The 22,436-nt window shown below is 72.1% G+C and carries 20 protein-coding genes; 12 read left to right on the top strand and 8 right to left on the bottom strand.

The window, feature by feature from the left end; translation table 11 throughout:
- Nucleotides 1-141: 141 nt before the first annotated feature.
- Nucleotides 142-3,120 carry an SARP-family global regulator AfsR gene (locus tag AQJ58_RS18205; protein ID WP_067251362.1) on the bottom strand — a complete coding sequence of 993 codons (2,979 nt, stop codon included), beginning with the start codon at nucleotides 3,118-3,120 and terminating at the stop codon, nucleotides 142-144.
- Nucleotides 3,121-3,327: 207 nt separating this feature from the next.
- On the opposite strand from AQJ58_RS18205, the gene AQJ58_RS18200 reads away from it, so the two are divergent.
- The 8 genes from AQJ58_RS18200 (at nucleotide 3,328) to AQJ58_RS18165 (ending at nucleotide 13,919) form a co-directional block, all read left to right on the top strand.
- Entirely contained in the window at nucleotides 3,328-4,569 is a 1,242-nt protein-coding gene (locus tag AQJ58_RS18200) for an amidohydrolase family protein (RefSeq protein ID WP_067251360.1), read from the top strand.
- A gap of 65 nt (nucleotides 4,570-4,634) precedes the next feature.
- Entirely contained in the window at nucleotides 4,635-5,519 is an 885-nt protein-coding gene (locus AQJ58_RS18195; RefSeq protein ID WP_067251821.1) for a TIGR03619 family F420-dependent LLM class oxidoreductase, read from the top strand.
- Nucleotide 5,520: 1 nt separating this feature from the next.
- On the top strand, nucleotides 5,521-6,291 hold the full coding sequence (locus tag AQJ58_RS18190) for an SDR family NAD(P)-dependent oxidoreductase (protein ID WP_067251359.1): 771 nt from the start codon (nucleotides 5,521-5,523) through the stop codon (nucleotides 6,289-6,291).
- 105 nt (nucleotides 6,292-6,396) lie between these two features.
- A complete protein-coding gene (locus AQJ58_RS18185; RefSeq protein ID WP_079079009.1) occupies nucleotides 6,397-7,515 on the top strand; it encodes an LLM class flavin-dependent oxidoreductase in 1,119 nt (372 codons plus the stop codon).
- 87 nt (nucleotides 7,516-7,602) lie between these two features.
- On the top strand, nucleotides 7,603-9,333 hold the full coding sequence (locus tag AQJ58_RS18180) for an N-acyl-D-amino-acid deacylase family protein (protein WP_067251355.1): 1,731 nt from the start codon (nucleotides 7,603-7,605) through the stop codon (nucleotides 9,331-9,333).
- The gene (locus tag AQJ58_RS18175; RefSeq protein ID WP_067251354.1) at nucleotides 9,330-10,811 is read left to right on the top strand and encodes an aldehyde dehydrogenase family protein; all 1,482 of its coding nucleotides are present in this window, start codon (nucleotides 9,330-9,332) and stop codon (nucleotides 10,809-10,811) included. Before AQJ58_RS18180 ends, AQJ58_RS18175 begins: the two co-directional genes overlap by 4 nt.
- 154 nt (nucleotides 10,812-10,965) lie before the next feature.
- Nucleotides 10,966-11,637 carry an ABC transporter ATP-binding protein gene (locus tag AQJ58_RS18170; protein ID WP_067251352.1) on the top strand — a complete coding sequence of 224 codons (672 nt, stop codon included), beginning with the start codon at nucleotides 10,966-10,968 and terminating at the stop codon, nucleotides 11,635-11,637.
- Nucleotides 11,634-13,919, top strand: a complete 2,286-nt coding sequence (locus tag AQJ58_RS18165; RefSeq protein WP_067251350.1) for an FtsX-like permease family protein — start codon at nucleotides 11,634-11,636, stop codon at nucleotides 13,917-13,919. Before AQJ58_RS18170 ends, AQJ58_RS18165 begins: the two co-directional genes overlap by 4 nt.
- Before the next feature lie 94 nt (nucleotides 13,920-14,013).
- On the opposite strand, the gene AQJ58_RS18160 is transcribed toward AQJ58_RS18165, so the two are convergent.
- The 4 genes from AQJ58_RS18160 to AQJ58_RS18145 form a co-directional block, all read right to left on the bottom strand.
- The gene (locus tag AQJ58_RS18160; protein WP_067251348.1) at nucleotides 14,014-14,409 is read right to left on the bottom strand and encodes a nitroreductase family deazaflavin-dependent oxidoreductase; all 396 of its coding nucleotides are present in this window, start codon (nucleotides 14,407-14,409) and stop codon (nucleotides 14,014-14,016) included.
- Between the two features lie 407 nt (nucleotides 14,410-14,816).
- Entirely contained in the window at nucleotides 14,817-15,371 is a 555-nt protein-coding gene (locus AQJ58_RS18155; RefSeq protein ID WP_067251346.1) for a hypothetical protein, read from the bottom strand.
- A 27-nt stretch (nucleotides 15,372-15,398) separates the two neighbouring features.
- Nucleotides 15,399-15,668: a DUF397 domain-containing protein gene (locus tag AQJ58_RS18150; RefSeq protein WP_067251344.1), complete on the bottom strand. Its 270-nt coding sequence runs from the start codon at nucleotides 15,666-15,668 to the stop codon at nucleotides 15,399-15,401.
- Nucleotides 15,669-15,678: 10 nt separating this feature from the next.
- Nucleotides 15,679-16,572 carry a helix-turn-helix domain-containing protein gene (locus AQJ58_RS18145; protein ID WP_234360085.1) on the bottom strand — a complete coding sequence of 298 codons (894 nt, stop codon included), beginning with the start codon at nucleotides 16,570-16,572 and terminating at the stop codon, nucleotides 15,679-15,681.
- 158 nt (nucleotides 16,573-16,730) lie between these two features.
- Between AQJ58_RS18145 and AQJ58_RS18140 the strand changes: the two genes are divergently transcribed.
- From AQJ58_RS18140 to AQJ58_RS18130, 3 genes are all read left to right on the top strand, one after another.
- Nucleotides 16,731-17,174: an ATP-binding protein gene (locus AQJ58_RS18140; RefSeq protein ID WP_107122077.1), complete on the top strand. Its 444-nt coding sequence runs from the start codon at nucleotides 16,731-16,733 to the stop codon at nucleotides 17,172-17,174.
- Nucleotides 17,175-17,248: 74 nt separating this feature from the next.
- A complete protein-coding gene (locus tag AQJ58_RS18135) occupies nucleotides 17,249-17,524 on the top strand; it encodes a hypothetical protein (RefSeq protein WP_159056262.1) in 276 nt (91 codons plus the stop codon).
- Nucleotides 17,521-17,763, top strand: coding sequence for a hypothetical protein (locus tag AQJ58_RS18130; RefSeq protein ID WP_067251341.1), 243 nt, complete (start codon nucleotides 17,521-17,523; stop codon nucleotides 17,761-17,763). Before AQJ58_RS18135 ends, AQJ58_RS18130 begins: the two co-directional genes overlap by 4 nt.
- Nucleotides 17,764-17,830: 67 nt before the next feature.
- On the opposite strand, the gene AQJ58_RS18125 is transcribed toward AQJ58_RS18130, so the two are convergent.
- From AQJ58_RS18125 to AQJ58_RS18115, 3 genes are all read right to left on the bottom strand, one after another.
- The gene (locus AQJ58_RS18125) at nucleotides 17,831-18,703 is read right to left on the bottom strand and encodes a hypothetical protein (RefSeq protein WP_067251340.1); all 873 of its coding nucleotides are present in this window, start codon (nucleotides 18,701-18,703) and stop codon (nucleotides 17,831-17,833) included.
- Between the two features lie 168 nt (nucleotides 18,704-18,871).
- The gene (locus AQJ58_RS18120; RefSeq protein ID WP_079079007.1) at nucleotides 18,872-19,645 is read right to left on the bottom strand and encodes a hypothetical protein; all 774 of its coding nucleotides are present in this window, start codon (nucleotides 19,643-19,645) and stop codon (nucleotides 18,872-18,874) included.
- 222 nt (nucleotides 19,646-19,867) lie between these two features.
- Nucleotides 19,868-21,370 carry a CehA/McbA family metallohydrolase gene (locus AQJ58_RS18115; RefSeq protein ID WP_067251814.1) on the bottom strand — a complete coding sequence of 501 codons (1,503 nt, stop codon included), beginning with the start codon at nucleotides 21,368-21,370 and terminating at the stop codon, nucleotides 19,868-19,870.
- 191 nt (nucleotides 21,371-21,561) lie between these two features.
- Between AQJ58_RS18115 and AQJ58_RS18110 the strand changes: the two genes are divergently transcribed.
- On the top strand, nucleotides 21,562-22,428 hold the full coding sequence (locus AQJ58_RS18110) for an LLM class F420-dependent oxidoreductase (protein WP_067251338.1): 867 nt from the start codon (nucleotides 21,562-21,564) through the stop codon (nucleotides 22,426-22,428).
- Nucleotides 22,429-22,436 lie beyond the last annotated feature (8 nt).

Here is a 22,436-nt window from a genome sequence, read left to right as displayed (position 1 = left end):
GAGTGCTACCGGGCGGGCAACGTTCGGCCGCTCACCCTAAGGGGGCGGCCTCGCGACGAACCGTCCGCCCCCCGGCGCGACGAATCGACGGTGCACACACTGCCGAGCCGCGATAAACGAACGATGAACGCCCCCGGATCGCTACACGGCGGCCGCGGGCGTCAGCAGGGAACGCACTTCACCGGCCTCGGAGGAGCCCAGCCGCTCGTAGATGGAGAGGGCTTCCCGCCAGCACGCCCTGGCCCTGTCCTGCTGGCCCATCGCCGACAGCGCCCGGCCCAGGACGGTGAGAACCGTCCCGCGCCGCCACTCCCCGCCGATGCCCCGCAGGGCGATCGCCTGCTCCGCGTGGCTCGCGGCGAGCGGGGCCCGACGGGCCGCCAGATGGGCCTCGGCGATCCGGAAGTGGGTGACGCCCTCCCACAGAGGCTGGCGGTTGTCGTGGAACAGCGCCAGCGCTTCGGTGAGCTGCTCCAGCGCCTCGGACAGCCGGCCGGCCTGGGTCAGGGCCATGCCCAGCGCGTAGCGGCCGTTGGCCAGCCGGAGCGTCAGGCCCATGCGGTCATAGATGTCGATGCCCTGCTGGGCGAGTTCGATGGCCTCGGCGGTACGGCCGGTGGCCAGGTGGATCCGGGAGAGATTGCAGAGCGCGCTCGCCTCGCCGACGTCGTTGCCGTCGGACCGGAAGTTCTCGCTCGCCTGCCGGAGATAGCGCTCGCCGTCGGCGTGCCGGTTCTCGTAGATGGCGATGATGCCGCGGTCGTTCGGCGCGCAGCAGCCGGGCAGCGGGTCGTCGGCCCGCGCGGCGAGTTCCATGGCCTGCCTGGCCTCGTCGTCCGCCTCCTTGAAACGGCCCGCCACGAGATGGGCGTTGGTCAGGGCGGCTCGCGCGCGGCCCTCGGCGCGGATGTCCCCCGCCTTATGTGCCGCGTCCCGCAGGCTCAGTGCCGCCACCTCGTACTGACGCGCGTTGGCACCGGACTCGGCCAGGTCCTTGCTCGCCCAGAGGAGATCGACCGCCCGCCTCAGCGTCGTGGCGCCACCGGACTGGCGGGCGCAGGCCAGCAGGCAGTTGGCCTCGGTGTACAGCCAGTCCTGGGCCTGATGGCGGCTCTCGAACGCCAGCCCCGGATACTCGGCGGCCGCCAGATGCTCCACCACCCGGTCGCCGGGCCGTTCCAGTGCGTAGACCCCCTTCGCCGTCGCCAGGTAGAAGTCCAGCAACCGCGACAGAGCCCCGCCCCGCCCGCTCGGCGGCCGCTCGTCCCGCTCCGCGCAGGCACGCGCGTAGAGGCGTACGAGGTCGTGGTAGCGGTAGCGGCCGGGAGCCGCCGACTCCAGCAAGGAGGTGTCCACGAGGGACTCCAGCAGGTCCTCCGCCTCCTCCACCGGCAGCTTCAGCACCGCCGCGGCCGCCGCCAGCGAGATGTCCGGGCCGTCCGCCAGGCCCAGCAGACGGAACGCCCGGGCCTGGTTCGGGTCCAGGGCGCCGTACCCCAGCTCGAACGTCGCCTTCACCGCCAGGTCCCCCGCCTGGAGTTCGTCCAGCCGCCGCCGCTCGTCCGCGAGCTTGGCCGCGAGGACCGCGACCGTCCAGGTGCGGCGGGCCGCGAGGCGGGAGGCGGCGATGCGGATCGCCAGCGGCAGGAAGCCGCAGGCCGCCACCACGTCCAGCGCGGCGTCCCGTTCGGAGGCCATCCGCTCCTCGCCGACGATCCTCGTGAACAGGGCGAGCGCCTCGTCGGGGGACATCACGTCCAGGTCGACGAGGTGCGCACCCGCCAGGTCGACCATCCGCACCCGGGAGGTGACCAGGGCCGCGCAGCCCTCCGTGCCCGGCAGCAGCGGCCGTACCTGGGCCGCGTCCTTCGCGTTGTCGAGCAGCACCAGGACCCGGCGGCCGTCCAGCATCGACCGGTACAGCGCCGCGCGGTCCTCCAGGGAGTCCGGGATCGCGGAGTCCGCCGTGCCGAGGGCGCGCAGGAAGGAGCCGAGGACGGTCTCCGGCTCCGCCGCCCGTGCGCCGGCGCCCTGCAGGTCGACGTAGAGCTGCCCGTCGGGGAAGGCGGTGCGGGCCCGGTGGGCCACGTGCACGGCGAGGGTCGTCTTGCCGACGCCCCCGATGCCCGCCAGCGCCGACACCGCCATGACCCGTCCGGTGCCCTCACCCGCCCCGGACTCGGCCAGCAGCTCGCTCAGCTCGGTCACGAAGGACGCCCGGCCGGTGAAGTCGGGCACAGTCGCCGGGAGTTGCGCGGGCCGCACCCGCACGACCCCCGGCTCGGCCGGCGAGGCCGAGGGCTCCGCCAGCTCCGGGTCCGCCTGGAGGATGCGGCGCTGGAGCTCCCGCAGCCCCGCGCGCGGGTCCACCCCCAGCTCCTCCGCGAGCAGCCGCCGGGTGTCCGCGTACACCGCCAGCGCCTCCGCCTGCCGCCCGCTGCGGTACAGCGCCAGCATCAGCAGCTCCCGCAGCCGCTCGCGCAGCGGATGCGCGGCCGTCAGCGCGGTCAGCTCGGAGACCGCCTCCGCGTGGCAGCCCAGCTCCAGGTCCAGGTCCAGCCGCGTCTCCAGCAGTCCCAGCCGCCACTCCTCCAGCCGGACCCGCTGGGTCTCCGCGTAGGGGCCGGGGACCCCGGCGAGGGCCTCTCCGTCCCACAGGCCCAGCACCGCGTTGAGGTGCTCACGGGCCCGGTCCAGGTCGCCCGAGGCGCGCGCCCTCTCCGCCTGGGCCGCCCGGTCCTGCGCGACCGCGAGATCGAGGGCGCCCTCGCCGAGGCCGCGCACGGCGTACCCGCCGGACTCGCTCACCAGGACCCCGGGGTCCAGCACCTTCCGCAGCCGTGAGGCGTACGTCCGTACCGCCGCCAGCGCCTGCGACGGAGGCTCCTCGCCCCAGAGTGCGTCGATCAGCTCCCCCGCGGTCGCGGTACGGCCCTCGCGCAGCAGCAGGGCGGCCAGCAGCGCCCGCTGCTGCGGGGACCCGGTGTTCAGCTGCTCCTCGCCGCGCCGTGCGCGCACCGGGCCGAGCACGTCGAAGCGGAGCGCCGCCGGTTCCCCGGGGGAGCCGGGACGTCTCTGCTCCGGCACGCGCGGGCCGCCGGGTCCTACGCGGTGGTCCATCAGGGCTCCCCTTAGACATCCGAATGACCGGTTCATCTTGCCTTGTCGGCGCCGAAGTCGTCAGCCGCGCAGGACGCCGATCGCGGGCGGCGCACCCGAGTCCGCCCGGCCCACACGTCCGGGACGCACCCCTCTCCACAGAGTCGATCAACTCCGACCCCGTCTGATACAGCTGACGGGTCGTCAGATCGGCGCTACCGTGCCCCCATGGAGACCACATCCGGCACCACGACCCCTCTCCCGCTGATCATCTCCGTCGACGACCACACCGTCGAACCCCCCACCGTCTGGCAGGACCGGCTCCCGAAGAAGCACCGCGACACCGGCCCGCGCGTCGTGCGCGCCCCGCTGAAGGAGATGACCTTCCTCGGCGGCCACTTCAAGCCCGTCATGGGCGGACCCGGTGACGACGGCCCGCTCGGCGACTGGTGGGTCTACGAGGACCTCCGGCGCCCCCTGACCCGCCTCGACACCGCCGTCGGCTTCAGCCGGGACGAGATCAGGCTGGAGGTCATCACCTACGAGCAGATGCGCCCCGGCTCCTACGACGTCCCCTCCCGGCTCGCCGACATGGACGTCAACCACGTGCAGTCCGCGGTGTGTTTCCCCACCTTCCCGCGGTTCTGCGGCCAGACCTTCACCGAGGCCGCCGACCACGAGCTGGGCCTGCTCTGTGTGCGCGCCTACAACGACTGGATGGTGGAGGAGTGGTGCGGCCCCGAGGCCCGGGGCCGGCTGATCCCGCTCACCCTCATCCCCCTGTGGGACGCCGACCTGGCCGCCGCCGAGGTCCGCCGCAACGCCGCCCGCGGCGTCCGCGCCGTCGCCTTCTCCGAGATACCCCCGCACCTGGGCCTGCCCTCGGTCCACACCGACTACTGGGACCCGTTCCTCGCCGCCTGCGACGAGACCGGCACGGTCGTCGCCATGCACATCGGCTCGTCCAGCCGGATGCCCTCCACCTCCGCGGACGCGCCGCCCGCCGTCGGCTCCACCATCACCTTCGCCAACTGCTGCTTCTCGATGGTCGACTGGCTGATGAGCGGCAAGTTCGAACGCTTCCCGAACCTGAAGGTGATGTACGCGGAGGGCCAGATCGGGTGGATCCCGTACATCCTGGAGCGCGCCGACGTGGTCTGGGAGGAGAACCGCGGGTGGGGCGGGGTCGCCGACAAGGTCCACCGGCCGCCGTCCGAGCTGTTCGCCGACCACGTCTACGGCTGCTTCTTCGACGACGCCTTCGGCCTGCGCAACCTGGACTCCGTCGGCCTCGGCAACGTCCTGTACGAGACCGACTACCCCCACTCCGACTCCACCTGGCCCAAGTCCCGCGAGGTCGGCGAGGCCCAGATGGGCCATCTGGACCCGGAGGCCGTCGAGCGGATCGTGCGCGGCAACGCCATCGACCTGCTGGGTCTGACACCCGACGGCCTGTGGAGCCCCCGGTGAGCCTTGAGGGGCCACCGCAGCGCCTCGCCTACGGCATCCAGCTCCCGGTCCAGTCCCAGTCCGCGATGTTCGCCGAGCCCTGGGAGGCCGGCGCGGGCCCCGCCGACCTCGTCGAGATCGCCCGCGCCGCCGACCGGGCCGGCTTCGCCTACCTCGCCGTCTGCGACCACGTGGCGATCCCGCGCCGCCTCGCGGACGCGATGAGCACGGTCTGGTACGACCCCGTGGCCACCCTCGCCCACCTGGCCGCCGTCACCGGGCGGATCCGGCTGCTCAGCCATGTCGCGGTGGTCGGCCTGCGCCACCCCCTCGTCACGGCCAAGCAGTACGCCACCCTGGACGCGCTCTCGGACGGCCGGCTGATCCTCGGGGTCGGCGCCGGACACGTACGCGAGGAGTTCGAGGCGCTCGGGGCCGACTTCGCGCGGCGGGGCGCCGTGCTGGACGAGACGATCGACGCCCTGCGGGCCGCGCTGGGGCCGGAGGAGTTCCCGGTCCACCACGGCAAGCGGTACGACTTCGAGGGGCTCGGACAGCGGCCCCGGCCGGTCCAGGCGCGGGTGCCGCTGTGGGTCGGCGGCTCCTCCCCGGCGGCGGTCCGCCGGGCCGCGCTCAAGGGCGACGGCTGGCTGCCCCAGGGCGACCCCAGGGACCGGCTGCCCGCCCAGATCGAGCGGATACGGCGGTTGCGGCGCGAGCACCCGGAGGGCGACACCCCCTTCACCGTCGGCGCCATCACCGAGCCCCTGTACGTCGGCGCCCCCGCCTGGGACACCGGCCGCCGCACCCTCACCGGGCCCCCCGAGGCCCTCGCCGAGTCCCTCGGCGCCTACGCCGCGATGGGCGTGGACCAGATCCAGGTCCGCTTCCGCTGCCGCGACCGCGGCGAACTCACCGACCAGATCACCGCGTTCGTGGCCGAGGTGGCCCCCCGTCTGCGAGGAGACTGAGATGGGCAAGCTCGACGGAAGAGTCGTCCTGGTCACCGGCGCCGCCCGCGGGCAGGGCGAACAGGAGGCGCGGCTGTTCCGGGAGGAGGGCGCCCGGGTCGTCGTCGCCGACGTCCTCGACGACCGGGGCCGGGCCCTCGCCGAGGAGATCGACGCGCTCTACGTCCACCTCGACGTCGGCCGCGAGGAGGAGTGGACCGCCGCCGTACGGGCCGCGAAGGAGACGTACGGGCATCTCGACGGGCTGGTCAACAACGCCGGGATCCTGCGCTTCAACGCCCTCGTCGACACCCCCCTCGACGAGTTCATGCAGGTCGTGCAGGTCAACCAGGTCGGCTGCTTCCTGGGCGTGCGCACGGTCGCGCCCCAGCTCGCCGACGGCGGCACCATCGTCAACACCGCCTCGTACACCGGGCTCACCGGCATGGCGGCGGTCGGCGCCTACGCGGCGACCAAGCACGCCGTGCTCGGCCTCACCCGGGTCGCCGCCCTGGAGCTCGCGCCCCGCCGGATCCGGGTCAACGCGATGTGCCCCGGCGCCATCGACACCGCGATGTCCAACCCGGCCCGGCTGGACCCCGACGCGGACCCCGAGGAGACCACCCGGGCCCTGGACCAGCTCTACCGCAAGCTCGTGCCACTGGGCCGGATCGGGCGGGCCGAGGAGGTGGCCCGGCTGGCGCTGTTCCTCACCGCGGAGGACTCCTCGTACATCACCGGGCAGCCGTTCGTGATCGACGGGGGATGGCTGGCCGGGGTCAGCGTCATCTGACCGCTAGCTGACTGCCCGTCAGCTATTGACCCCGCATGCGGGCGGTGTCAGAGTCTCCAAAACTGACGATGTGTCAGAAAACTGATCCAGGGACGGTGAACCTCCGTGGAATTCGGGCTCTTTGTACAGGGATACGTGGGTAAGCGCGCCGAGACCGACCCCCTCGCCGAGCACAGGGCGCTGATGGAGGAGACCGAGTACGTCATCCAGGCGGACCGGTCCGGCTTCAAGTACGCCTGGGCGTCCGAGCACCACTTCCTGGAGGAGTACTCCCACCTCTCCGCCAACGAGGTGTTCCTCGCCTACCTCGCCCACGCGACGGAACGGATCCACCTCGGATCGGGCATCTTCAACCCCCTCGCCCAGGTGAACCACCCCGTGAAGGTCGCCGAGAAGGTCGCCATGCTCGACCACCTCAGCGAGAACCGCTTCGAGTTCGGCAGCGGGCGGGGCGCCGGGTCGCACGAGATCCTCGGCTTCCTGCCCGGCATCACCGACATGAACTACACCAAGGAGATCTGGGAGGAGACCATCGCGGAGTTCCCCAAGATGTGGCTCCAGGACGAGTACCCCGGCTTCCAGGGCAAGCACTGGCAGCTCCCGCCGAGGAAGGTGCTGCCCAAGCCGTACGGCAAGTCCCATCCGGCGATGTGGTACGCGGCCGGGTCGCCGCCGTCGTACGAGATGGCCGCGAGGAAGGGGCTCGGCGTCCTCGGGTTCAGCATCCAGAAGGTCTCCGACATGGAGTGGGTGCTGGAGAAGTACAAGACCGCGATCGTCACCGCGGAACCCGTCGGCGACTTCGTCAACGACAACGTGATGGTGACGACGACGGCGATCTGCGCGCCCACGCACGACGAGGCCATTCGTATCGCCGTCAACGGCGGCCTGCACTACCTCCCGTCGCTGGTGTTCCGGTACCACGACACCTTCCCGCGGCCCGAGGGCTTCCCCGTGTGGCCGGAGACGCTGCCCCCGTACACGCCCGAGTTCGTGGAGCTGCTCGTCGAGGAGGAGCTGCTGATCTGCGGGGATCCGGACGAGGTGCTGCGGCAGTGCAAGCGGTGGGAGCAGGCCGGGGCCGACCAGTTGTCCTTCGGGTTGCCGGTGGGGGTGCCGAAGGAGGAGACGTTGCAGACGATCCGGCTGATCGGGGAGCACGTGATCCCGAAGATCGACACGGACCCCGTCCACCGGACGACCCGGTTCCGTCAAGCCGCTTGATCGCCGTCGGCGGGTGCGGGTGGGGTGTGGCTGGTCGCGCAGTTCCCCGCGCCCCCTTTTCAGTCACGGAGTTGAAAAGGGAACCCCATGCTTGATCACGTCATCAAAGGTGCGACCGTCGTCGACGGGACCGGCGCGGCTGCCTTCGTCGCCGACGTCGGTATCCGCGACGGCCGGATCGCCGTCGTCGGCACGATCACCGAGGAGTCCCGGACGGCCGAGGACGCGGCCGGGCTCGTCCTCACCCCCGGATTCGTCGACCCGCACACCCACTACGACGCCCAGCTCTTCTGGGACCCCTACGCCACCCCGTCCCTCAACCACGGGGTGACCACGGTCGCCGCCGGGAACTGCGGGTTCACCCTCGCGCCGCTCAACCCCTCCCGGCCCTCGGACGCCGACTACACCCGCCGGATGATGTCCAAGGTGGAGGGGATGTCGCTGGTGGCGCTGGAGGAGGGGGCGCCGTGGACCTGGAGCTCGTTCGGGGAGTACCTGGACGCGCTGGAGGGGCGGATCGCCGTCAACGCCGGGTTCATGGTGGGGCACTGCGCGCTGCGGCGGTACGTGATGGGGGCGGACGCCGTCGGCGGCCGGCCCAGCGAGGCGCAGCTGGAGGCGATCGTGGGGCTGCTGCACGAGGCCATGGACGCCGGTGCCTGGGGATTCTCGACCACGCAGTCGTCGACGCACTCGGACGGCGACGGGCAGCCGGTCGCCTCGCGGCACGCGGCGCCCGAGGAGCTGCTGGCCCTCTCCCGGGCCGTCGGCGAGCACGAGGGGACCCAGATCGAGGCGATCGTCGCGGGATGCCTGGACCAGTTCAGCGACGCCGAGATCGATCTGTTCGTGGAGATGAGCGCGGCGGCCGGACGGCCCCTGAACTGGAACGTCCTGACGATCGACTCGGCCGTGCCGGAGCGGGTGCCCCGGCAGCTGACGGCGAGCGAGCGGGCGCGCAAGGCCGGCGGCCGGGTGGTGGCGCTCACCATGCCGATCCTCACGCCGATGAACATGTCCCTGGGCACGTTCTGCGCGCTGAACCTGATCCCCGGGTGGGGCGAGGTGCTCGGGCTGCCGGTGCCGCAGCGGATCGAGCGCTTGGGGGACCCGGGCGTACGGGCCGAGCTGGTGCGGCGCGCCGAGTCCGAGGAGGCGGGCGTCTTCCGGCGGCTGACCGACTTCGGGCGGTACGTCATCGGCGACACGTACAGCGCGGCCAACGAGGGGCTCACCGGGCGCGTGGTGGCGGACATCGCCCGGGAGCGGGGGCTGGACCCGTTCTCCTGCCTGGTGGAGATCTGCGTGGCCGACGAGCTGCGTACGGTCCTGTGGCCGATGCCCACCGACAACGACCCCGCGTCCTGGTCCCTGCGCGCCGAGGCCTGGCAGCACGAGGACGTCCTGCTCGGCGGCTCCGACGCGGGCGCGCACCTGGACCGGATGTGCGGGGCCCCGTACACCACCCGCTTCCTCGGGGACTGTCTGCGCGGACGCCGGCTGGCGACTCTGGAACAGGCCGTGAAGATGCTGACCGACGACCCGGCGCGGCTGTTCGGGCTGCGCGAGCGCGGGCGGGTGCGGGAGGGCTGGCATGCGGACCTCGTCCTGTTCGACCCGGAGCGGATCGACGCGGGCAAGGCCACCCTGGTGCACGACCTGCCGGGTGACAGTCCCCGGCTGGACTCGCGGGCGCTGGGGATACGGGCGGTCTGGGTCAACGGCGTCGAGGCCATCCGCGACGACGCGGTGACCGGGGCGGTGCCGGGGCGGGTCCTGCGGTCGGGCCGGGACACCGAGACGGTGAGCACCCGGTGAGTTCCGGGCCTCTTCCCCGAGGGGGCGACGGGCAGCGGCTGTTCGTCGCCGGTGCGTGGGTCGAGCCGGACGGCGGGCACTACGAGGTGACCGACCCGGCGACCGAGGAGAGCGTCGGCGGAGCGCCGGAGGCCTCCCGGGAGCAGGCCCTCGCGGCCTGCGCGGCGGCCCGGGAGGCCTTCGGTCCGTGGTCCCGCACGGCACCGGAGGAACGGGCGGCGGTCCTGGGCCGGGCCGCCGGCATCATCCGGGGCCGGCTGGAGCCGTACGCCTCCCTCGCCCGGGCCGAGACCGGCGCCACGACCGGCACCGCGCGCGGGATGCAGGTGGGGGTGGCCGCCGCCCGCTTCAGGCGGTACGCGCGCGTGGAGCCCGCCGAGTGGGCGATCGCACCGCAGATCAACGAGTCGGGGCCGATGGGCCGGGCGGGCGTGATGGGCGCGCTCGCCGTACGGCAGCCGGTCGGCGTCGTCGCCTGCATCACCTCGTACAACAACCCCTGGGCGAACCCGGCCGGGAAGATCGCCCCCGCGCTGGCCATGGGCAACACGGTGGTGGTGAAGCCCGCCCCGCAGGACCCCCTCTCCGTGTACCGGATGGCGGAGGCGCTGGAGGCGGCCGGGGTGCCCCGCGGGGTGGTGAACGTGGTCTCCGGGGAGGCGGTCGCCGTCGGCGAGGCGGTCGTGGAGTCGCCGGACGTGGACATGGTGAGCTTCACCGGTTCGACGGCGGTCGGGCAGCGGATCGGCGAGGTGTGCGGGCGGGCGATGAAACGCCAGCTCATGGAGTTGGGCGGGAAGGGCGCGGCGCTCGTCTTCGACGACGCGGACCTGGGCTCGGCCGTCGCCGGCATCGGCACCACCTTCTCCTTCTACAGCGGACAGATCTGCACGGCCCCGACCCGGGTGCTCGCACAACGAGGGGTGTACGGGGAGGTGGTGGAACGGCTGGCCGGGTACGCGGCCCGGCTGAAGGTGGGGGACCCCCGGCTGCCGGACACGGTGGTCGGCCCGGTGATCTCCGCCGCCCACCGCGACCGCGTCGCGTCGTACGTCGAACTCGGCCGCAAGGAGGGCGCGACGGTCCTGGCCGGGGACGATGCGGGCCAGGCACTCCCCTCCCGGGGTTTCTACGTCCCCCCGACCCTGCTCGCGGACTGCACCAACGACATGCGGGTGGCCCGGGAGGAGATCTTCGGACCGGTGGTCGTCGTCATCCCCTTCGACGAGGAGGACGAGGGCGTGGCCCTGGCCAACGACAGCGACTACGGCCTCATCGACTACGTCTTCTCCGGCGACGTGGCCCGCGCCTTCCGCGTGGCCCGCCGGCTACGGGCGGGCGGCGTCGGCGTCAACACGGTCGCCCGCAACATGGAGGCCCCCTTCGGCGGCTTCAAGAAGAGCGGAGTGGGCCGCGACGTCGGCTCGTACGCGCTGCACGCGTACAGCGAGGTGCAGGCGATCGTGTGGCCCGGATGATCGCCATCAGCCGTGCCGCCCGTGCCGCCCTTGCGAGTTGACACCTGTTAATCTCCCGTCGATCCCCGGCCATGACCAGCCGGGGAGAAAAATTTGCTGCGGGCCCAGGGGTGCACACCCTGGGCCCGCATCGCGTCTTGGGGGAAGCACAGGAATGTCCGACATACTCACTGCCACGGGAGTCGACCTCTCCTACGGCAGTCAGCTCGCCGTTCGTGACGCGCAGCTGTCCGTCTCGGCCGGGGAAGTCGTGGCGATCACCGGGCAGAGCGGTTCCGGCAAGTCCTCGCTGCTCTACTGCCTGGCCGGGGTTCTGCCCGTCACCCGTGGTCAGGTCCGGTTCGACGGGCGCACGCTCGGCGATCTCACCGACGACGAGATCAGTACGCTGCGCCGCGAACGCTTCGGATTCGTCTTCCAGTACGGCGAGTTGCTTCCCGAGCTCACCGTCGAGGAGAACACCGCCCTGCCGCTCAGGCTGGCCGGGCAGCGCAAGCGCCCCGCCCTCGCGGCGGCCGGCGAGGTCCTCGAACGGCTCGGCCTCGGTGACCTGCGGGAACGCCGACCCGCCCAGGTGTCCGGCGGGCAGAGCCAGCGCGTCGCCGTCGCGCGTTCCCTCGTACACCGGCCCGCCGTCGTCTTCGCGGACGAACCGACCGGGTCGCTCGACAGCGCCAACGCCGACGCCGTCCTCAAGGAGTTCCTCGACCTCGCCCGGTCGCAGGGCACCGCCGTCATCCTGGTGACCCACGACCCCGCCATCGCGGCGCAGGCCGACACCCACTACACGATGTCCGACGGCGTCCTCGGACGAGGTGCGCGGTGACCGAATTCCTGCTCGGCCTGCGCCTGTTGTTCGGCTCGGGCCGCGGCAACCGCATCCGCTTCTTCCTGATGGCGGCCGGCGGCTCCATCGGGGTGTGCTGCCTCGCCCTCGTGCTCACTGTCCCGGCGATCATCGACGCCCACGACGCACGCTCCGCCGCACGAGAGCCCATCATCTCGACAAAGAATCCGGTGGGTGGCACGCTCGTCCTGGAGCGCGACGATTCCTACGGCTCCCATTCCTTCACCCGTCTGTTCGTTGCCAAGGGAGCCAGGGGCGTGCGTTCGGTGCCTCCTGGGCTGAGTGAACTGCCGTCCCCGGGTGAGGTTTTCGTCTCTCCGCGGGTTCACGAACTACTGCGTGAGGCACCCGCCGTCAAGAGTCTGCTGCCGGGCCGCGAGGTTGGCGTGATCGGCCCCGCCGGGCTGTCACACCCCGACGAGCTGTTTGCGTACGTTGGTACCGAACGGGCGAAGATCGCAGCTGAGGGCCGCACCCTGAAGGGGTTCGGGTACAGCTACGCCCCGTTCCCCGCCGTCGACTCCTCCACCCTCACCGACGTCCGGTTCGCCCTGGCCACACTGGTCCTGCTGCCCCTGGGCATCTTCCTGTCCGTCTGCGCCCGGCTCTCCGCCGCCAGCCGGATGCGTCGTCTCGCGGCCCTGCGGCTGCTGGGCCTGAGCAGCAAGGGCACCCAGCGGGTGAACGCCGCCGAGACCGTCGTCGCCGCCCTGCTCGGCGCAGTCCTCGGACTGGGCGAGTACTGGGTGCTCAACCAGGTGATGTCCCGGGCCGGGCTGCCCGGACTGAGGTGGTACCCGGACGACGGCGCCGTGTCCGCGACCACCGTCGCGATCTGTCTGATCGGCTGCCCGGCCCTCGCCTGGTTCGTCGGCCGCAAGAGCGCCCGGGAAGCGACCGCCAACCCACTCGCTGTTCGGCGTACGGCGGTACCACGGCCCCCGACCAAGTGGGTCGGTCTGCTGCTGCTCAGCGGCCTGGGCATCGTGTGCGGCTTCTGCGCCAGCGGCCTGACGGGCCACCCCGCCTCCAGTCTCGGCCTGAACGCGGTGCTGGTGGTCGCCGGCGTCGTCCTGACCGGCGTAGGACTTGTACTCACCCTGCCGCTGCTGTCATACGCGCTGGCGAGCCGGGTCGCGCGGACCACGCAGTCCCTGACCCTCAACCTGGCGATGCGGCGCAACGAGGCCGAGCCCGGCAGCACGATGCGGGTGGTCACCGGCCTGGTCCTGCTCGTCTACGCGGCCTCACTCGCGCAAGGCGTCCTCATCCAGCTGGAACAGGTCACCCGCCCCTACAGCCCGGTACAGGAGTACTCCCTGCCCCTGTCGAAGCTCAGTGCGCAACAGCAGCGGGACCTCGCCAGGGTCCCCGGGGTCGGCGCGCACACCGTCCTCATGGACTCGTGGCGCGACCTCAACGATTCCCAGTCCAGGGCCTTTTCCTCCTCGGCCACGGCCCTGGTGGCCACCTGCGCCGAGTTGGAGCGGATGACCGTGCGCACCGAGGGCTGTGTGGACGGCAAGGTGCTGCGGCTCGTCAACACTCGCTCCGGCCCCGATGTGGAACCCGGCATGTCGTTCCCGTTCAGCTTCCGCACCGACTCCGGACGGGACGAGAAACGGAACTTCACCGTGCCCACCGAGCGGGTCGTCTACCGGGGATATGAGGCGTCCGCGGTCGGAAGCGCCGATCTCCTCGTCCCGCCCTCCGCTCTGCCCGCTGACGCCCGCCCGAGCGATGCGACCTTCGTCCTCGCGAGCAGCTCCGACCCCGAACGGGTACGGGCTGTCCTCGACGGCATCGCCGCCGTCGCCCCGATCGCCGAGATCGAGCTGGTCGGACTGAACATCCAGGGGCTGGAGCAGATCTCCGTGGTCGAGACCCTGCTGGCCCTGGGCATGATCATGGGCCTGGTCATCGGGGTGGCCGCCTTCCTGGTGTCCGTCACCGACCGGGCCGTCGAACGCCGCTCCCAGGTCACCGCCGTCACCCTGATCGGCGCGCGGGCCAGGACCATGCGGGCGGTGCAGTGCGCCCAGGTCGTGCTGCCGCTCGGTCTCGGACTCGTCCTGGCACTCGTGACCGGCAAGCTCGCCGAGTCCAGCTATCTGATCACCGGAGGCGGCGCGGTCCGCTGGGACGTGGAGGGCATACCGCTGCTGACCCTCGCCGCGCTGGGCGTCGTGGCGGCGGCCGCGGTGGGCTCGCTGCCGCTGGTGGGCCGCCGCATCGATCCCGAACTGATCCGGCGGGACTGAGAGACGGGGCGGGGGACCGGGTGGAGGTATGTTCCGCCGCCCGGTCGCCGCCTGGTCGCCTGTGGGTCGTCCGCCGGTCGTCGAAGGCGTGGCCTCAGTGGTCCAGGTCCACCCGCACGGTCAGCAACCGCGTCCCCAGGGCCCGTACGGCCGTGCTGTTGGCCTTGGGCAGGGTCCGCAGTCTCGCCACCGGGTCGTCGTCGGGCAGCAGATGGGCCGTGCCGGTGTGCCAGCGCCCGGCTATCCGCACCCGTACCCGGGGATCGGCCTTGATGTTGCGGACGTACTGCGACCGCTCCCCGAACTCCGACACCAGCCAGAAGGCGTCACCGACCCGCCGCCCGCCCAGCGGGGTGCGCCGGGGCTGCCCGGAGACCCGCCCGGTGGTCTCCAGGAGTGTGTGGAACGGCAGTCGGCGCATGAGCGGATTGGCGACATGCCGCTGGAAGGCGGTGGTCGCACGGAAGCGGAGGTCATGGGGGCGAGGCATCGTCCGGTGGACTCCTTCGCGCGAGGCGCTGTTGCATCACTTGCTTCCATGGTCGCCGATGCCGTCGTGGTGATGAGAGCGGGTGCCTGTTGCGCTCCGGCGGATCGCCCTCCTCCGGGTCGCACGCGTTCACCGCGTTGCCGTGCCAACGTCCGTCGGCCATCGCCACGTAGACCTGACCCCTGTCGATTGCGGGCGGGGGCGACGGCAGCCATGGGGGGCGGACATCACCACCAGGGCGTCCTGGTCCGGCAGGGTCGCCCTCAGGTCCCGGTTGACCACCGCGAGCGCGGCCTCCAGCTTCGGCCACCGACCGGGCTCGGCCCGCCGGGGTTCCGGGCGGGGCCGCCGGTCATGAGCGGGGCCGATGCGGACGAACGAGGAGTGCTTCACCGGAGCATTGTGTCCTAGAGGCTCGGGAAGACCAGAGCGAAGAAGAGCCGGAGCAGCACGGCCCAGAAGACCGCCGCCGCCAGCGACACGAGCAGCGAGCTGCGCCACCTCAGCACCAGGAAGGGGAAGAGGACCAGGGCCGCCCAGTGCCCGGCCACGTCGATCGACATACGGGCGGCCTCGTGCAGGGTTCGCGCGCCGCCCGTCGCCATCCGGCGCAGCAGCCGCTGGGAGACGAACCCGTACAGCCCGAGGACGATCGGGAAGAACCACAGCGGGGTGACCGAGACCAGCTCGGACTCGGAGAAGTCGTCGAAGGCGAGGAAGTAGATGTAGAAGGCCGCGGCGAGTCCCCCGAGCAGCGCGACCACATAGACGGCGGTCAGTGCGGCCGGCTCGACGGCACTGGCCGGTACGGGGACGGGGGAGGCGTACGGAACGTCGGGCTGCGGGACGCGGACCACCTGATGGCAGTGGGGGCAGCGCACGTCCTGCCCGGCCCGGTCGGTCGGCGCCGAGATCAGGTGCCCGCACGATGCATGGAACTCCGTCTGCTGACCCGCGTTCATGTGCAGCCCCCTCCGCATCGGATCCGGTCAGAGGCGAGGACGCGGGCGACGGCCGTCCGGGTTCCGCCCGAGGGTACGGAGGAGGGCGGCGAAGGCGGTGGGGGTGGCGGAGAGGACGGTGTGGGCGGGGTCGGCGGATTCGGTGAGGTGGATGGTGTGGGCGTGGGGGGCTGTGGATATGTGGACGCAGGCTTCGCCTTGGGCACAGTAAGAGGACTTCTGGGCCGTGGCGGCGACATGGACACACGATTCGCCCTGGGCGCAGTAGGACGACTTCTGCCATGTGTAGGAGGTCATGCGGGTCCTTTCACAGTTCAGTGGCCAGGTTGTGGATGAAGTCGCGGGTCTTCTCCGGGGACAGGGCCACGGATTCCATCCGTTGCAGCAGATTCCGGTAGGTGTCCAGTCCGGCTTCGGCGTCGACCAGTGCGGGTCCGTGCGACTGGTCCAAGGAGACCGTGTCGAGCCGGGGCACGGCGCCATGGACGTACAGGAAGGTCTGGCCGGACCCCGGGTAGGCCCCGATGGCGAAGGGGATCACCCGGATGGTGATGCCGTCGCGCTCGCTCTGGGCCAGCAGGTGCCCCAACTGGCGTTTCGCGACTGATGTGCCACCGACGGGTACGCGGAGTGCGGCTTCGTGGATGATCGCCTGATACGGCGTCGGGGGCGCCTGGTCCAACAGCGCCTGGCGCTGGAGCCGGAAGTTCACGCGTAGTTCGAGCTCACGGCGGCTGAACTCGGGAACAGCCAGTTCGAAGATGGCGCGTGCGTGGTCTGCGAGTTGAAGCAGGCCGGGAACGTGCGCGGTGTTGGCTGCCTGGAGCGCGGTGGCGTAGTGCTCGGTCTCGGCCAGGTCGAGCAGCGCGGCGGGCAGCATCTCGCGGAAGGTCTCCCACCAGCCGGTCTTCCGCTCACCGGCCAGCTCGATGAGGCCATCGAGGTAGGCGGTGTCCGAGCAGCGGTAGATGCGGGCCAGCGCCCGCAACCTGTCCGCACTCACGCCGAATCGACTTGCTTCGATATTGCTGAGCTGGGCCTGGCTGACGCCGAGTTGACGGGCCCCTTCGGTGACGGACAGCCCTGCCCTCTCCCGGAGCCTGCGCAGCTCCGTGCCGAGGCGGAGGCGGCGGGCACTCGTCGCGGTCTTGGGGGCCAATGGCCGACCTTCCTTGGAAAGCTGCGCGTTGGTGTCACTCACACGAGGGAAAACCTCACGTGATTGCCGAAATGGGAAATGTATTAGGTGTCCGGTCGATAGCGTACTGAACCAGGCGCCCCGCCCGGAAGCGCACCGCGGGACGCCGCGGCAATGACACCAGGCACCCGTCCAACTCCCCTCAGTGATCGGAGACTTCCATGGCCACCGTAACCCCGTGCTGGAACTACACCCTGCACCTTCCCCGAGATCCACGCGCACCGGGTATCGCCCGAGGCACCCTCAGGCTGATCCTCGCCGCCCATGACCTGGGCGAGCTGACGCCCACGGCGGAGCTGGTCGCGGGTGAGCTGCTCGCCAACTCGCACTGCCATACGAAGGGCCCGTACTCCCTACGCGTCCTGTCCCCGCACCCCGGCCGCCTACGGGTCGCCGTCTGGGATACGGATCCGAGGATCCCGCCCGCCTTCTCGGCCGACGTCGACAAGGACGCCGTACCGCCGCCCGACACCGAAGGCGGCCGGGGGCTGCATCTGGTGCGGGCCTGTGCCGACGAGGTGGGCGTGTCCGTGCTGCGCGAACTCGGCGCGTCGAGGGGCGGCAAGCTGCTGTGGGCGGACTGCGGAGGCGGGGTGGCGCGGTGAGTACGGGCTGCCGGGCCCGGTTCGTCGGCGCCATACTGGAAGAGGAGCCATGCCTCGTTCGTCAGGAGCAGACCATGAGCGCACAGCCCGAGCACGGCTGGGGAGCGATGCCGCTCCCGGAGATCCGGACCGTGGACGATCTGCGCAGTGCGCTCAGCCGCTACGGCTTCCCTGGTGACCGGGAGCGTTTCGAGCAGGAGCTGGCCGCCGCCATAGGAGCCGCCCCGACCAACGACTTCGCGGGCGCGGCGGCAGTGGTACGGGCCTACCGGCACCGGATCCTGATCAGGAACTCGCCGGAGATCATGACCGCTCTGGAGGACGCGCGCGGCGAAGGCGGCCCTGCGTGAACGATGTCCCTCTGGAGGAGGCCGAGCCCGCGAAGAAGGCGTTCGGTGATTTGACCGAGGGTGAGCGAGAGGTCGTCCGGGATGCGCTCCTGGCGATCGGACGCGACCCGGCGGTGGGCCGAGCGATCCCCGGCTGGCGGCCGCCGTCGGTGGAGTACACGTACACGACCCCGCTCGCCCGCGACTCGGCCGAGGCGATCACGGTCGTCTACACACACACACCAAGGGCATGGGAGTGACGGTCGTCTACTACTTCCGTGATCCGCAGGTGGTGGACTGAGTCCTCGAAGGACCCCCACGGCGGTGTCAGGGCCGCTCGAAGAGCTGCAGGACTCCGCCCACCGAGAAGCAGGCCCCGCCGAGCAGGGTGCCCCAGTTGGCGATGTCCGTGTTGACGAGGCTGTCCGTCGCGGGGCGGGTGTACGCGGCGATCGCCGAGACCATGAAGAGGACGGAGCCGAACTGGTTCACGGCGACGATCCACCAGCCGAGGCTGCGGCGGCGCAGACAGAGCCGGTGGCCGTGGCAGAGCTCGACGAAGCCGAGGTGACCGGAGATCAGGAACAGCATGCAGCCGATCACGTCCGGCACCCAGATCAGCCGGTTGACCTGCTGCACGCTCAGACCCTGGAGGAACGAGTCCAGCAGGTTGACGCCGAAGACCAGGGTGCCGACGAAGAGGACGAACACGCTCAGCCAGTCGATGCGCGAGGGCTCGTAACTCCACCAGCGCCACGGGGGCGTGACCAGTCGGCCCTCGCCGCCGGGGACGTGGCGGGGTGCGTTGACGACCTGGAGGAGGGAGGTGAAACCACCCGTGTTGAAGAAGAGGCCCCCCGCGAAGTAGATCGACGCGCACGTGGTGGCGTCCCCGGAGCCGAACTGGGCCACGCCCGCGCCGAGCGCGAAGAGCGCCCCGCCGATGACGAAGGCGGTCGCGGCGATGGCGTTGAGCAGGCGGAGCCGACGGACTCCGACCGCGTCGGCGCTGCTGTCCCGGCCCGTGGCCGCACCGGGCGCGCGTACGGCGATGATGCCCTGCCGCCGGGCGGGCCGTGACTCCCAGACGGCGGTGCCGCCACCGGGAGGCCGCCAGGTGAGCCGGGTCGTGAACGGTCCCGCGCCCTCGGCGCACTGCTCGGCCTGCTCGGCTTGTTCGGGCTGATCGGGCTGGTCCACGGGCCGAGACTAGACGCCGCGACGGGAGCCTCCGGCGAACGAAACGCGGCACGGTGTACGGGCCGCTGCCCGCGCGGTGAGGTGGCCGGCCTCCCGCCCCGCAAACGCTGATGAACGCGGGCGTCGGAACAGCGGCAGTGGCCGACCGTATGGATCGCCGACGGCAGGTCAGGAATCCGCCGCAGGCCACCGGCGCCGCCGCGGATAGCGGTGGAGTTCCCACGCCGTGTACCCCATGAGCGGGACGAGGACCGGGGGGAACAGCCACCAGGGGATGTCCCACCACACTCCGACCAGGCCCAGGACGGGGCAGCCGACGCAGAGGATGATCAGCATCGGCTTGCCCCAGCCGCGCCAGGGGAAGGGGAACGGAGGGTTCGGCCGGGTCAGGCGGGCGGTGCCGACGGTGAGGGCCAGGGCCGCGAGGAGACCGGCGAGGGTGCCGAGCGCGGCGGGCATCTGGGGGTCGTCGCGCGGCTCGTCGGAGGACGCCTGGAGGAGCCCGTCGCGGCTGACCGACATGATCTCGCCGCGCCAGACGGTGCCGGTGACCCGGTCGCCCGGTTCGAGCTCGGACAGCAGCGGGCCCGAGTCGCCGAAGTCCAGGACGCCGTTCCAGAAGGGCGCTCCGGAGAGCGTTGCCCGGTAGACGGCGCCCTTGCCGCCCTTGATCCTCGTCGCGTCCACCGTGAAGACGACCTCGCGCAGGCAGTCCTCGTGCTCCCGTGGTGACGTGCCCGCCGCGCAGGGCCCGGCGCTCGCGTAGTCCCGGTAGCGGTCGAGGTCGTCGGGCAGCCAGCGGGCGAAGGCGAAGGAGCAGGCCAGGGCCGGGAGCAGGGACAGCGTCAGGAGCAGTGCGCCCCACGCCCGCGTCCGCGCCGGGGAGTGCGGCCGTGGCGGGCGCTTGCCCCGTCTGTGCGTGGTGCCGCCCCTGCTCGCCACGTCCGACGCCCCCCGTCCGCCCGTCCGCCCGTGCCCGGCCCTCGGGCCTGAACGCTCGTGCCCGAACGCTCGTGCCCGAACGCTCGTGCCCGGCCCACCTGCCCGGCCCCCGTCCTCGTAGCCTCTCCCGTCAGGACCGGGCAGACAAGGCAAGCGTCAGGCAGTCAAGAGCCCCGCAGTCCTGCCGGGTTCCGGCAAAGAGCCGGCCTGAGGCCGGGGCCCTCACCTCCCCAGGAACACCGGATTCGTGAACGCCGCCAGCGCCCCCGGCAGCGGGCCCGCCGCCACCTCGTGGCGGACCTCCGCCCGTACGTACGCCGCGTACGCCGGGGTCGTACGCCACTCCACGACCCCCGCGCCCGACACCGGCAGCGGGGCGCTCGTGAACACCACGCCCCCGTCGGTCACGAAGCGGACCGTGCAGCGCGGGGCGCCCGTCGCCTCCAGGCGGACCGTCACCGGGGTGTCCGCGTCCACCCGCAGCCGCTCGCCGATGCCCGCCCGCTCGCCCCGGCCGCCGGTCACCGTGAAGGACAGCGACACCGCGCCCGACTCCGCCACGTACACCCGGCCCGCCCGGATGCCCTCCTGGATCGCCTCCCGGGTCAGGGCGTCCGCGAGGACCACGGTCTGGGGCAGGCCGACCACGTCCGGGTCCCGGTGTGCGTCGCTGTTGCCCACCGCCGGGAGCCACCGCGCCGGACCGCCCCGCAGGGTCGCGTCCCACTCCGCGAGCGTCACCTCGTCGTCGGGGGTGTAGGAGCCGTTCCACGCCTCCACCGCGTCCGCCTCCCCGAGGCCGAACTTCCAGGAGCAGCCGACGCAGGTGGCGTGCGGATGGGCGGGGATCACCAGGCCGCCCGCGTGGCGGATGCGGCGGGCGAAGCGGGGGAAGAGGCCCTCCCGCGCCCGGTAGCGCCAGTCCACGAAGGTGCCGGGGGCCGTGCCGACCGCCAGGACGTGGCCGTTGCGGGTGGTGACCTCCTCGCCGAGCAGCACCAGCAGGTCGTCACCGGCCACGTCCGCCCACGCCCCGTGGCCCGCGTGCGTGTTGTGCTCGGAGGTGTTGATGAAGTCCAGGCCCGCCGCCCGGGCGAGGGCGCCGATCTCGGCCGGGGTGCGGCGGCCGTCGGAGTACCAGGAGTGCAGGTGGCAGTCGCCCCGGTACCAGGCCCGGCCCCGGCCTTTCGCGCTGCCGGGCGGATAGGAGGCGGGCGGGGCGGCGGGCGCCGGGTCGCCGTGGGTCAGGGTGACCGTGATCTCGTACGTCAGGCCCTGCGGCGCCACCGTGTAGGGGCCGAGCGCGATGTGCCACCGGCCCGCGCGGACCGGTCCCGGCACATAGCCCGGCGTCGCCTCGTCCGCCCGGACGAAGAACTCGGTGCGCGCCCCGCCCGACCAGCCCCGGAAGCCCTCGCCGCCCGGCGCGGTGCCGCGTTCGTCGAAGAGGCCGATGTCGAGCGCGTTGCCGGGGATGCCGGCCGGGACGGCGGGGCGGTCGTAGGCGTACGCCACCCTCAGCTCGCGGACGCCCGGCGGCACGTCGACGGGCACGTACACATAGTCGGGAGAGCCGGGCGGCAGGGTGCCCCGCACCGTCCAGGTCTCCGGCTGCGGGTCCCGCGGGTCTCGGGGTCCTTGTCGTCCGTCTGCGGCTGCGAAGCTCACGTTTCCCAACGTAAGCGCCGCGGCGGCTCCCGTCGCGAGCAGCGCTCGGCGTGCCATCGGGCCGTCCTGCGCGTGCGTCACGACGTCACCCTCCCCACGTCACCCTCCCCACGTCGCCGACCGATGCCGAGCCGTTGCCGATCCATGCCGACCGAAGCCGATCGATGCCGACCGGTCGGTATGGACACCGACCCCTTCTGCCGGTACAGATGAACCGGCCCAGATGAACCGGCACCGAAAGGCCCGCCATGCGCATCGCCGTAACGATCTTCCTCACCGACGAGACGATCACCCCGACCCGCCTCGCCCGGGAGCTGGAACAGCGCGGGTTCGCCGGGCTGTACGTGCCCGAGCACACGCACATCCCCGTCGAGCGGACCACCGCGTACCCGGCCGGCGGCGAACTGCCCCGCGAGTACGGCCGCACCCTCGACCCGTTCGTCGCCCTCGGCCAGGCCGCCGCCGTCACCGAGCGCCTCGGTCTCGGTACCGGCATCACGCTCGTCGCCCAGCACGACCCGATCGACCTCGCCAAGCAGGTCGCCACCGTCGACCACCTCTCCGGCGGCCGGCTCACCCTCGGCCTCGGCTTCGGCTGGAACGTGGAGGAAGCCGCCGACCACGGCGTCGAGTGGCGGACACGGCGCGAGCTGGTGCGGGACCGGATGGCGCTGATGCGCGCCCTGTGGAGCGAGGAGCCGACCGCGTACGAGGGCGTGTACGGGTCCGTCCGGGCCAGCAGCGCCTATCCGAAGCCCGTGCAGCAGCCGCGCGGGCCGGTCGTCGGGCCGCGCACGCTCATCGGCGGGGCCGCCGGGCCCAAGCTGTTCGCCCACATCTGCGAGTACGCCGACGGCTGGCTGCCGATCGGCGGGCGCGGGCTGTCCGAGACCCTGCCGCTGCTGCGCGCCGCGTGGGCGGACGCCGGGCGCGAGCCGGAGGCGCTCCAGGTCGTGCCGTACGCCGTCCACCCCTCCCCGGGCAAGCTGGCCCACTACGCCGACCTCGGCATCGAGGAGGCCGTGCTCCAGCTGCCGCCGGCCGGCGAGAGCGAGATCCTCAAGCTCCTCGACGAGTACGGCCCGTACGCCACCGCTTCCAGTGACACCGTGTAACGACCTGG

The sequence above is a fragment of the Streptomyces sp. DSM 15324 genome (genome assembly GCF_001514285.1).
Lineage (GTDB): Bacteria > Actinomycetota > Actinomycetes > Streptomycetales > Streptomycetaceae > Streptomyces.
Note: the sequence above shows the minus strand (reverse complement) of the source record. Positions and strands in the feature narration are given on the sequence as shown.

Bases quoted from the DNA above. Each gene is read 5' to 3' on its own strand.
- AQJ58_RS18180 (WP_067251355.1), top strand. From the start codon at position 7,603: ATGCTTGATCACGTCATCAAAGGTGCGACCGTCGTCGACGGGACCGGC.
- AQJ58_RS18200 (WP_067251360.1), top strand. From the start codon at position 3,328: ATGGAGACCACATCCGGCACCACGACCCCTCTCCCGCTGATCATCTCC.
- AQJ58_RS18205 (WP_067251362.1), bottom strand. From the start codon at position 3,120: ATGGACCACCGCGTAGGACCCGGCGGCCCGCGCGTGCCGGAGCAGAGA.
- AQJ58_RS18155 (WP_067251346.1), bottom strand. From the start codon at position 15,371: ATGAACGCGGGTCAGCAGACGGAGTTCCATGCATCGTGCGGGCACCTG.
- AQJ58_RS18190 (WP_067251359.1), top strand. From the start codon at position 5,521: ATGGGCAAGCTCGACGGAAGAGTCGTCCTGGTCACCGGCGCCGCCCGC.
- AQJ58_RS18135 (WP_159056262.1), top strand. From the start codon at position 17,249: ATGAGCGCACAGCCCGAGCACGGCTGGGGAGCGATGCCGCTCCCGGAG.
- AQJ58_RS18160 (WP_067251348.1), bottom strand. From the start codon at position 14,409: ATGCCTCGCCCCCATGACCTCCGCTTCCGTGCGACCACCGCCTTCCAG.
- AQJ58_RS18150 (WP_067251344.1), bottom strand. From the start codon at position 15,668: ATGACCTCCTACACATGGCAGAAGTCGTCCTACTGCGCCCAGGGCGAA.
- AQJ58_RS18110 (WP_067251338.1), top strand. From the start codon at position 21,562: ATGCGCATCGCCGTAACGATCTTCCTCACCGACGAGACGATCACCCCG.
- AQJ58_RS18170 (WP_067251352.1), top strand. From the start codon at position 10,966: ATGTCCGACATACTCACTGCCACGGGAGTCGACCTCTCCTACGGCAGT.
- AQJ58_RS18115 (WP_067251814.1), bottom strand. From the start codon at position 21,370: ATGGCACGCCGAGCGCTGCTCGCGACGGGAGCCGCCGCGGCGCTTACG.
- AQJ58_RS18140 (WP_107122077.1), top strand. From the start codon at position 16,731: ATGGCCACCGTAACCCCGTGCTGGAACTACACCCTGCACCTTCCCCGA.
- AQJ58_RS18195 (WP_067251821.1), top strand. From the start codon at position 4,635: ATGTTCGCCGAGCCCTGGGAGGCCGGCGCGGGCCCCGCCGACCTCGTC.